Genomic DNA, 10,279 nt, shown 5'->3' with positions numbered 1-10,279 from the left:
CATATACAAGACCGCTATTGTCGATGTAGGAATGAACCTACAACAAGCTTGACATAGGGAATGTTGCGAACAAACAACTAATATTCTTCGGCTTCTGCTGGAATTTCCAGCATATTTGTGCCGACGAGCCCGCCAACGTTAATAAAATTTTACTCGTTCTTTGTAGAAACATTTCTCCTGAGTTAACTTTCGGGCGTGCCGGGAACGAGTGCTGGTCGTTATGGTCCAAGACGGAGACGGCCCACTTTTCTCGGAACGACCGTGATGCGCTACCTGGCTGCCCTGGCATTGCTGATCGCGGCCCTGCTGCCGATGCCGGCGCTGGCCGCCCCCGCCTCCGCCCACGCTCCGGTCTGCCTGCTGGGCATCGACGGCGCCCTCGGCCCGGCCACCGCCGACCACGTCGTGCGCGGCATCGACGCCTCGCACCGGCGCGGCTGTCAGCTGCTGGTCCTGCGCATGGACACGCCCGGCGGCCTGGATACCGCGATGCGCGGCGTGATCAAGGCGATCCTGGCGAGCCGGGTGCCGGTCGCCGCCTTCGTCGCCCCCAGCGGCGCGCGCGCCGCCAGCGCCGGCACCTACCTGCTGTACGCCAGCCACATCGCGGCCATGGCGCCGGGCACCAATGTGGGCGCTGCCACTCCGGTCGCCATCGGCACGCGTCCGGGCGAGGCGCCCGCCCAGCCGGGAGCCGGCAAGCCGGACGGCGGCGCATCGGCGATGGAAAGAAAGGCGCTGAACGACGCCGCCGCCTACCTGCGCAGCCTGGCCCAGCTGCGCGGACGCAACGCCGACTGGGCCGAGGGCGCGGTGCGCGAGTCGCTCAGCCTGAGTGCCGGGGAAGCCCAGCGCCTGGGCGTCGCCGACCTGAATGCGCCGGACGTCGCCGCCCTGCTGGCGCAGCTCGACGGCCGCAGCGTGACCGTGCTCGGGCAGGAGCGGCGCCTGGCCACGCGCGGCGCGCCGCTGGTCGAATTCGCGCCCGACTGGCGCACCGAGGTGCTGGCCGCGCTCACCAATCCGAGCGTGGCCCTGCTCCTGATGACGGTCGGGATCTACGGCCTGGTGTTCGAATTCATGAATCCCGGCGCGGTGGCGCCCGGCGTGATCGGCGCGATCTGCCTGCTGCTCGGGCTCTACGCGCTGCAGCTGCTGCCGGTAAACTACGCCGGCCTGGCCCTGATCGCGCTGGGACTGGTGTTCATGGGCCTGGAAGCGTTTTTGCCCAGCTTCGGCATCCTCGGCCTGGGCGGCGTCGCCGCCTTCGTCGCCGGCGCCCTGATGCTGATCGATACCGAGCTGCCCGGCTACGGCATTCCGCTCGGCCTGCTGGTCCCGCTGGCCGTGGCCAGCGCCCTGCTGCTGTTCGCCACCGCGCGCCTGGCGCTGCGCACGCGCCGGCGGCCGGTGGCGGGCGGCATGGTCGGGATGCTGGCGACGGTCGAGCGCATCGGCGACTCGAGCGGACATGAAGCCTGGGTCCACGTCGAGGGCGAATCCTGGCGCGCGCTCAGCAGCGCCGTTCTGGTGCCGGGCCAGGCCGTGCGCGTACTCGGGCGCAGCGGCCTGACCCTGGAAGTCGCGCCCATCGTTGACAAGGAGCTCCCATGATTCCCGGTCTCGGCCTCGGCTTCGCGGCCCTGCTGTTCCTGCTGCTGGCGCTGCTCGCGACGGCGATCCGCATCCTGCGCGAGTACGAGCGCGGCGTGGTGTTCCAGCTGGGGCGCCTCTGGGGCGTCAAGGGGCCGGGCCTGGTCATCATCATCCCGGCGCTGCAGCAAATGGTGCGGGTCGACCTGCGCACCGTGGTGCTGGACGTGCCGACCCAGGACGTGATCTCGCGCGACAACGTCTCGGTCAAGGTCAATGCGGTGATCTACTTCCGCGTGGTCGATCCGGAGCGCGCCATCATCCAGGTCGCGAACTTTCTCGAGGCGACCAGCCAGCTGGCCCAGACCACCCTGCGCGCGGTGCTCGGCAAGCACGAGCTGGACGAGATGCTGGCCGAGCGCGAGCGCCTCAACGTCGACATCCAGCAGGTGCTCGACGCCCAGACCGACGCCTGGGGCGTCAAGGTCGCCAACGTCGAGATCAAGCACGTCGACCTGGACGAATCGATGGTGCGCGCGATCGCGCGCCAGGCCGAGGCCGAGCGCGAGCGGCGCGCCAAGGTGATCCACGCCGAGGGCGAGCTGCAGGCGTCCGAAAAGCTGCAGCAGGCGGCCATGGTACTGGCGCGCCAGCCGGGCGCGATGCAGCTGCGCACCCTGCAGACCCTGAGCGCCATCGCCGGCGACAAGTCCTCGACCATCGTGTTCCCGCTGCCCCTCGACATGCTGGCCGGGAACGCCACGTCCCATCTTGCCCATACCTCGGCCACGCCAGGGCCCGCCGGCGCGCCCTGAACGCGGCGCCGCGCCGCGCGCGCAGCCCCGGCAGGGTCAGCCCAGCCGGCAGCAGCACCCAGGCCGCCGGTTCCGGCACCACCAGCACCGGATCGAGCAGCATCGTGCCGCAGCAGAACACCCCGGCGCGGTCGCAGGAGTGGGCCAGGATCTCGCGGCGGTCCTTGATCGCGACCGTTCGGGCAAGCGCCGAAGGCGCTGCTGGCGGTGGACGATTCGCCCATGGCGGGGAGGGAACTTCCTTCAGTGATTCGCCCTGCCCGCGCCGCCGTAGCGCCGCTCGAACGCCTCGATCGGCATCGGGCGGCCCAGCAGGTAGCCCTGCAGGGTCGGACAGCCCTCCGCCACCAGGAAGCGGCGCTGGGCCTCGTTCTCGACGCCCTCGGCGACGATGTCGAGCTTGAGCGCGCGCGCCAGCGCGATGATGGCTTCCACGATCGGGGCTGCGTCCGGGTCCAGGTGCACGTCGTGCACGAAGGAGCGGTCGATCTTCAGGGCCGCCAGCGGGAAACGCTTCAGGTAGGACAGCGAGGAATAGCCGGTGCCGAAGTCGTCGAGCGAGAACTCGACGCCGTGGCGGCGCAGCGCGTGCATGCGCCCGATGATGGCGGCGGCGTCCTCGGCGAACACGCTCTCGGTCAGTTCCAGGCACAGGCGCCGCGGCGGCGCCCCGGTGTCGGCCAGGATGCGCGCGACCTGGTCCGGGAACTCGGCGCTGCGCAGCTGGTGCACGCTGACGTTGACGGCCAGCTTGAGCGCGCCCAGCGTGGCGTCGGCGCGCCAGCGCGCCAGCGCGCCGCAGCTCTGTTCCAGCACATGGCGGCCCAGCGGCGCGATCAGGCCGGCCGCCTCGGCCAGGCCGATGAAGGCGTCCGGTCCCACCAGTTCGCCGTCCGCGCGGCGCCAGCGCACCAGGACTTCGGCGCCGACCAGGCCGCCGGCGCTGTCGAACTGCGGCTGGCAGAACAGCACGAACTCCCCTTGCGCCAGGCCGTCGCGCAGCGCCCCTTCGAGCGCGAGCTGGCGGTCGGCGGCGGTCTGCATGCCGGGGTCGAAGAAGCGCGCGGTGTTACGCCCGCCCGCCTTGGCCCCGTACATGGCGAGGTCGGCCTGGCGCAAGAGCGTGTCGATGTCGCCGGTGGCGCCGTCGAACAGGACGATCCCGATGCTCGGCGTGCTGAGCAGGGTGCGGCCGGACAGTGCGTAGGGTTCGCCCAGCGCGGACAGCAGCTGCTCGGCCACGTGGCTGGTCTCGTTCACCGCCGCGCCCTCCGCCGCGCCGAGCTGCTCGAGCACGATCACGAACTCGTCGCCGCCCAGGCGCGCCAGGGTGTCGCTGTGGCGCAGCGCGCCGCGCAGGCGCCCGGCCACCTGGCGCAGCAGCGCGTCGCCCAGTTCGTGGCCGAGGGTGTCGTTGAGCAGCTTGAAGTTGTCGAGGTCGAGCAGCAGCAGCGCCCCGTGCTGGCCGGAGCGGGCGGCGCGCGCCAGCGCCTTGTCCAGCTCCTCGATCAGCAGGCGCCGGTTGGGCAGCCCGGTCAGGTGGTCGAAGTAGGCGGCTTCGTAGATGCGCCGCTCGGCCAGCTTGCGTTCGCTGAGATCGGTGTTGGTGCCCGAGACCCGCAGGGGACGGCCGTGGCGGTCGCGCAGGACCAGGCCGCGCGACAGCACCGGCACGTAGTGGCCGTCGCGGTGGCGCAGGCGCAGCTCGACGCTGTAGCGGGTCAGGTCGGTGGCGTACAGATCGTGCATGAAGGTGTCGAGCGCGGCCCGGTCGTCGGGGTGGGCCAGTTTCATCCACACGCCGGGGTCGGCCGCGATGGAATCGGGCCGGTAGCCGAGCATGCTCCACCAGCGCCGCGAAAAGTAGATCTCGCCACTGACCAGGTCGTGGTCCCAGGGCGCGTCGAGCGAGCCGCGCAGGGCCAGCCGCAGGCGCTGCTCGGACTTCTGCAGGCGCTGCTTGGCGCGCTTGAGCGCGGTGCAGTCGGTGAAGCAGACCACCACCTGGGCCAGCTGTCCGGCGCGGTCGAATTCGGGATAGGCATTGCAGATCAGCCAGCGCAGCGGTTCGGGACCGGCGCCGCAAATCCCCACGATCCGCTGCGCCACCTTGCGGCGCGTGCGCAGCACCAGGTTGACGGGAAACTGCTCGGCCCGCATGGGCGTGCGGTTGGTGCGGACCAGGCGCCAGGCGTCGGCGCTGGCGGCGCTGCCGATCAGCTGCGCCGCATCCTGCCCCAGCAGGGTGCAGGCCATCGGGTTGGCGGAACGGATGCGGCCATCCGGACCGTGCACGACGACGCCCGCCGGCAAGTGGCCGAGCAGGTCGTCGAGGCGCCGCTGAATGCCGACGGCCGAACCGGGTTCCATGATCGCTGCGCCGTGCGGGGGCGAAGTTGGTGTGGATCCCATCCTAGCATGCCGGGCCGGATGGCGGCGGCGCGCGTGGCGTGTGCGGGGCGATGGCGACGCATTTGATCAAGGTCAAACACATGAGCCGCGCCAGGCCGGATCGTTCCGGTAACGCCGCCGCGCGGCACCACTCGCCAAGGGAGCGAACCATGATCAAGACCATCGTCGTCCACGTCGACGGCAGCGCGCACCAGGACAGCCGGCTGCGCGCCGCCGCGCGCCTGGCCAGCGAGCACGACGCCCACCTGGTCGGCAGCGCCGCCACCGGCATCTCCTTTGCCGACATGGCCCTGCTGGCCGGCGCGGTCTCGCCGCCGTCGCCGGTGGTCGATCTCGATGCCCTGCGCGCCGGCGCGCGCCGCCGCCTCGACGATTTCACCGTCCAGGCCGGCCGCCTGGGCGTGGCCTCGATCGAGACCCGCCTGGCCGAGGAAGACACCGCCTTCGGCCTGCTGCTGCAGTCGCGCTATGCCGACCTGCTGGTGCTGAGCCAGGACCCGCCCCGCGGCAGCGCCGCGCCCTCCACCCCGCGCGACCTGCCCACCCACCTGGCCCTGCACGGGGTACGCCCGGTGCTGGTGGTGCCGGACAGCTACCACGACGCACCGATCGCCTCCACCATCGTGGCCGGCTGGGACGGCGGCGGCTGCGCGCTGCGCGCCATCGACGCCGCCCTGCCTCTGCTGTGCCGGGCCGATGCGGTCAAGCTGGTGCTGGTCAACCCGGACACCCTGTCCGGACTGCATGGCGAGGAACCCGGCGCCGACATGGCCCTGTACCTGGCGCGCCACGGCGTGGCGGTGGAGGTGATCGTCGAGCGGACCCAGGCCACCGCCGGCAACGCCCTGGCCACGGTCGCGCGCGACAGCGGCGCCGGCCTGATCGTCGCCGGCGCCTACGGCCACAGCCGCCTGCGCGAGTGGGTGCTGGGCGGCGCCACCCGCGAGTTGCTCGAGCGCACCCCGGCGCCGCTGCTGCTGGCGCATTGAAAGGGATGGCGTGAACGCCCGCAACGGGATCCCCGCCAGCGAGCAGCGGCGCGAGGCCAGCGCCTGGCAGGGCGGCATCCGCCCGCGCTATCCGGAAACCCGGATCGAACACGCCCAGATCGACCTGGCGCTGAACGCCTGGCTGGGGCGCCTGACCGCGTGGGTCTCCCCCGCCGCCCTGGGCGCGGCCTGGCAGGACTGGGCCGCGCACCTGCTGCTGTCGCCGGCCAAGCAGATCGAGCTCGGCATCCAGGCCGCCGCCGACGGCGCCGACTGGCTGCGCTACTGCGCCGGCGCGCTGCTCGGCGGCGGCGGCGAAGCGGTGCGCCCGCTGGCCCAGGACAAGCGCTTCGACGATCCGGCCTGGCGGGCCTGGCCCTGGTCCGCGCTCAGCCAGGGTTTTCTCCTGAGCCAGAAGTGGTGGCACCGCGCCACCAGCGGCGTGCGCGGGGTCGCGCCCCACCATGCCGACGTGGTCACCTTCGTCGCGCGCCAGCTGCTCGACAGCGTGGCCCCCTCGAACTTCCTGGCGACCAATCCGGTCGCCCAGGACGTCACGCGCGCGCGCGGCGGCGAGAACCTGCTGCGCGGGGCGCTGCGCTTCGGCGCCGACCTGCGCCGCGCGCTCGCCGGGACGCCCGCCGCGGTCGCTTTCCGGCCGGGGCGCGAGGTCGCGGTCACCCCGGGCACGGTGGTGATGAAAAACCGCCTGGTCGAGCTGATCCGCTATGCGCCGCAGACCGCGCAGGTGCACGCCACGCCGCTGCTGGTGGTGCCGGCCTGGATCATGAAGTACTACATCCTCGACCTGTCGCCGCACAATTCGCTGGTGCGCTACCTGGTCGAACGCGGCCACACGGTTTACATGATCTCCTGGAAGAATCCCGATGCCGGCGACCGCGACCTGACGCTCGACGACTACCGGCGCCTGGGCGTGATGGCCGCCCTCGACGCCATCACCGCGCAGACCGGCGCGCCCGCCGTCAACGCCTGCGGCTACTGCCTGGGCGGCACCCTGCTCGCGATCGCCGCGGCGGCGATGGCGCGCGACGGCGACGCGCGCCTGGCCAGCCTCACCCTGCTGGCGGCCCAGGTCGACTTCACCGAGCCGGGCGAACTGTCGCTGTTCATCGACGACAGCGAAGTCGCCTTCCTGGAAGCGGCCATGTGGCAGCAGGGCTACCTCGACACGCGCCAGATGGCCGGCGCCTTCCAGCTGCTGCGCTCGAACGACCTGGTATGGTCGCGCCGGCTGCGCCACTACCTGCTCGACCTCCCGGACCGCGACAACGACCTGGCCTCCTGGAACGCGGACGCCACCCGCATGCCCTTCCGCATGCACACCGAGTACCTGCACAACCTGTTCCTGCAGAACCGGCTGGCCAGCGCGCGCTACCTCGTCGGCGGCCGGCCGGTGGCACTGAGCGACATCGGGGCGCCGGTGTTCGCGGTCGGCACCATGACCGACCACGTGGCGCCCTGGCGCTCGGTGTACAAGATCATCGCGCTGACCGAGACCGAGGTCACCTTCCTGCTGACCTCCGGCGGGCACAATGCCGGGGTGGTGTCGCCCCCGGGCGTGGCGGGCCGCAGCTACCAGGTGGCCCTCCACCCGCAGGACGCGCGCTACCTGGCGCCGGACGCCTGGCAGGCCGCGAACGCGCTGCACGAGGGCAGCTGGTGGCCGGCCTGGGAAGCCTGGCTGGCGCGCCATGCCGGCCCGGCGCGCGCGCCGCCGCCCCCTGTGGCCGGCGCGGCGGCGCCCGGCAGCTACGTGCTGGCGCCGTGAAGCGGGAGCCGGGAGCGGCGGTGGCGGCGGCGCCGGCGCCGGCCACCCTGGCGGCGCTGGACGCCGGCGCCGCCCTGCGCCTGCTCGGCAGCGGCGCGGACGGCCTGGGCGCCGCCGAGGCGCGCCTGCGGCTGGCGCGCCATGGTCCGAACGCGGTCGCCGCCGCGCCGCGCCGCCCACCGTGGCTGACCTTCCTGGCCGGCTTCGCCCGTCCCCTGCCCCTGCTGCTGCTCGGGCTTGCCGGCCTCGACCTGGCCACCGGCGCGGGCTTCGGCGCGCTGGTGATCGCCGCCATGGTGCTGCTGGCGGCGGTGCTCGGCTTCGCCCAGGAATACCGCGCGGACCGCGCCGCCGACGGCCTGCGCGCGCTGGTGCGCACCACCGTGCAGGTGCGGCGGCCCGGACCCAGTGGGCCCGATGACGCCGGCGCCGTCGTCGAGACCGCGCTCGAAGACCTGGTGCCGGGCGACGTGCTGCAACTGGCCGCGGGCGACCCGATCCCGGCCGAGGTGCGCTTCATCGAGGCGATCGACCTGTTCGTCGACCAGGCCGCGCTGACCGGCGAATCGCTGCCGGTGCGCAAGCACGCGCAGGCCTGCGCGGCGAGTGCGCCCACCGGTGGCGGCTTCGCCGACGCCGCCAACCTCGGCTTCATGGGCAGCCACGTGACCAGCGGCAGCGCGCGCGCCCTGGTGTTCGCCACCGGCGCCGGCACCGGCTTCGGGCGCCTGGCCGCCGCACTCGCCGAAACGCGCGAACGCAGCGACTTCGACCGCGGCATCGCGCGCGTGATCGCCCTGCTGCTGCGCATCATGCTGGTGATGGCGCCGCTGGTGCTGGTGCTGAACTGGGCCGGCAAGGGCGACCCCTACGGCGCGCTGCTGTTCGCCACCGCGGTCGCGGTCGGCCTGGCGCCCGAGATGCTGCCGGTGATCGTCACCGCCAACCTGGCGCGCGGCGCGCTGGCGCTGGCCACGCGCCAGGTGATCGTCAAGCGCCTCGCCGCGGTCCAGACCCTGGGCGCGATCGACGTCCTGTGCACCGACAAGACCGGCACCCTGACCCAGGACCGGGTGGTGCTGGAGCGCCACGTCGACATCCACGGCCGCCCGTCCGAACGCGTGGTCGACTACGCCTACCTGAACAGCTACCACCAGACCGGCCTGCGCAACCTGCTCGACACCGCGGTGCTGCGCTACGCCCACGTGCATGCGCGCCTGCGGCCGGACCTCGGCTGGCGCAAGATCGGCGAGGCGCCCTTCGACTTCGAGCGGCGCCGCATGTCGGTGGTGCTGGAGGATCCGGACGGGACCCGGGTGCTGGTCTGCAAGGGTGCGTCCGAGGAGATCGCACGCGTCTGCAGCGCGGCCGAGGACGGCGACGGCCGGATCGCCTTCGACGCCGGCCACGCCGGCGCGCTGGGGGCGGTGGCGCAGGGCCTGAACGAGGAAGGCCTGCGCGTGATCGCGATCGCGATCCGGACGCTGGCCGCCGGCGAGGAAGCGGGCGGCGGCGCCGCGCTGGAGCGCGGCCTGGTGCTGCTCGGCTACATCGCCTTCTTCGACCCGCCGAGGGAGTCGGCGGCGCCGGCGATCGCCGCGCTGGCGCGCCACGGGGTCGCGGTCAAGGTGCTCAGCGGCGACAACGCGGCCGTGTGCGCCCACGTCTGCCGGATGGTCGGCATCGATCCCGGTACGGTGGTCGACGGCGCCCGGGTCGATGCCGAGGACGACGCCGGCCTGGCGCGGCTGGCGGCGGCGAGCACCGTGTTCGCCCGGCTGGCCCCGGCCCAGAAGACGCGCGTGATCCGCTGCCTGCAGCAGGCCGGGCGGGTGGTGGGCTTCCTCGGCGACGGCGTCAACGACGGCCCGGCCCTGAAGGCCGCCGACGTCGGCATCTCGGTCGACACCGGCGCCGACGTGGCGCGCGCCTCGGCCGACCTGATCCTGCTGCAGAAGAGCCTGGTGGCGGTCGACGACGGCGTGCTGGCCGGGCGCCGGGTGTTCGGCAACATCGTCAAGTACATCCGCATGAGCGCCAGCTCGAACTTCGGCAACATGCTCAGCGTGCTGGGGGCCAGCGTGCTGCTGCCCTTCCTGCCGATGGCGCCGGTCCAGGTGCTGCTCAACAACCTGCTGTACGACTGCGCCCAGACCGCGCTGGTCAGCGACCGGGTCGATCCCGGCTTCCTGGCGCGCCCGCGCCACTGGGACGTCGAGGCCCTGCGCCGCTACGTGCTCTGCTTCGGGCCGATCAGCTCGCTGTTCGACTACGCCACCTTCGCCCTGCTGTGGTTCGGCCTGGGCGCCGGCGCCGCGCCGGCCCTGTTCCAGACCGGCTGGTTCGTCGAGTCGCTGCTGTCGCAGACCCTGATCGTCTACGTGATCCGCACCGGCGCCGGCGCCGACGCCGGGAACCGGCCCTCGGCGCCGCTGGTGGCGACCAGCCTGGCCGCCTGCGGCATCGGCCTGTGGCTGCCTTGGTCGCCGCTGGCGGGGCCGCTCGGCTTCGTGCCGCTGCCGCCGGCCTACTGGTGGGGACTGGCGCCGATCCTGGCCGGCTACCTGCTGCTGACCCGGGCCGCGCGTTCCTGGCTGCACCGGCGCGCGGGGCTGGGATAGAACGCGATTGAGCGATGTCAGTCTTTTTCCCGGACCACGGGATAAGCTGCCCCGACAACC

The 10,279-nt window shown here is 72.6% G+C and carries 6 protein-coding genes; 5 read left to right on the top strand and 1 reads right to left on the bottom strand.

The genetic code is table 11. The features are described 5' to 3' along the window. Positions 1-264 precede the first annotated feature (264 nt). On the top strand, positions 265-1,614 hold the full coding sequence (locus tag LQ564_RS07745) for an NfeD family protein (protein WP_231057536.1): 1,350 nt from the start codon (positions 265-267) through the stop codon (positions 1,612-1,614). Continuing rightward, positions 1,611-2,408 (top strand): slipin family protein, encoded by a 798-nt coding sequence (locus tag LQ564_RS07740; protein WP_231057535.1) that lies wholly within the window; start codon positions 1,611-1,613, stop codon positions 2,406-2,408. The genes LQ564_RS07745 and LQ564_RS07740 overlap by 4 nt, the downstream gene beginning before the upstream one ends. Positions 2,409-2,651: 243 nt before the next feature. Here LQ564_RS07740 and LQ564_RS07735 read toward each other — a convergent pair whose 3' ends face one another. Beyond that, a complete protein-coding gene (locus tag LQ564_RS07735) occupies positions 2,652-4,778 on the bottom strand; it encodes a GGDEF and EAL domain-containing protein (RefSeq protein ID WP_231057534.1) in 2,127 nt (708 codons plus the stop codon). A gap of 191 nt (positions 4,779-4,969) precedes the next feature. Between LQ564_RS07735 and LQ564_RS07730 the strand changes: the two genes are divergently transcribed. The 3 genes from LQ564_RS07730 to mgtA are packed head-to-tail and all read left to right on the top strand — an operon-like array spanning position 4,970 to position 10,219. Next, positions 4,970-5,809 (top strand): universal stress protein, encoded by an 840-nt coding sequence (locus LQ564_RS07730; RefSeq protein ID WP_231057533.1) that lies wholly within the window; start codon positions 4,970-4,972, stop codon positions 5,807-5,809. A 10-nt stretch (positions 5,810-5,819) separates the two neighbouring features. Continuing rightward, positions 5,820-7,598, top strand: a complete 1,779-nt coding sequence (locus tag LQ564_RS07725; RefSeq protein WP_231057532.1) for a PHA/PHB synthase family protein — start codon at positions 5,820-5,822, stop codon at positions 7,596-7,598. Beyond that, positions 7,490-10,219: a magnesium-translocating P-type ATPase gene (mgtA, locus tag LQ564_RS07720; protein WP_231057531.1), complete on the top strand. Its 2,730-nt coding sequence runs from the start codon at positions 7,490-7,492 to the stop codon at positions 10,217-10,219. Before LQ564_RS07725 ends, mgtA begins: the two co-directional genes overlap by 109 nt. Positions 10,220-10,279 lie beyond the last annotated feature (60 nt).

It is taken from the genome of Massilia phyllostachyos (assembly GCF_021044825.1).
Classification (GTDB): domain Bacteria; phylum Pseudomonadota; class Gammaproteobacteria; order Burkholderiales; family Burkholderiaceae_D; genus Telluria; species Telluria phyllostachyos.
The sequence above is the reverse complement of the archived record's forward strand: the minus strand, read 5'-3'. Positions and strand labels throughout refer to the sequence as shown.

Coding starts and splice junctions, on each gene's coding strand:
- LQ564_RS07730 (WP_231057533.1), top strand. CDS start 4,970: ATGATCAAGACCATCGTCGTCCACGTCGACGGCAGCGCGCACCAGGAC.
- LQ564_RS07735 (WP_231057534.1), bottom strand. CDS start 4,778: ATGGAACCCGGTTCGGCCGTCGGCATTCAGCGGCGCCTCGACGACCTG.
- LQ564_RS07740 (WP_231057535.1), top strand. CDS start 1,611: ATGATTCCCGGTCTCGGCCTCGGCTTCGCGGCCCTGCTGTTCCTGCTG.
- LQ564_RS07745 (WP_231057536.1), top strand. CDS start 265: ATGCGCTACCTGGCTGCCCTGGCATTGCTGATCGCGGCCCTGCTGCCG.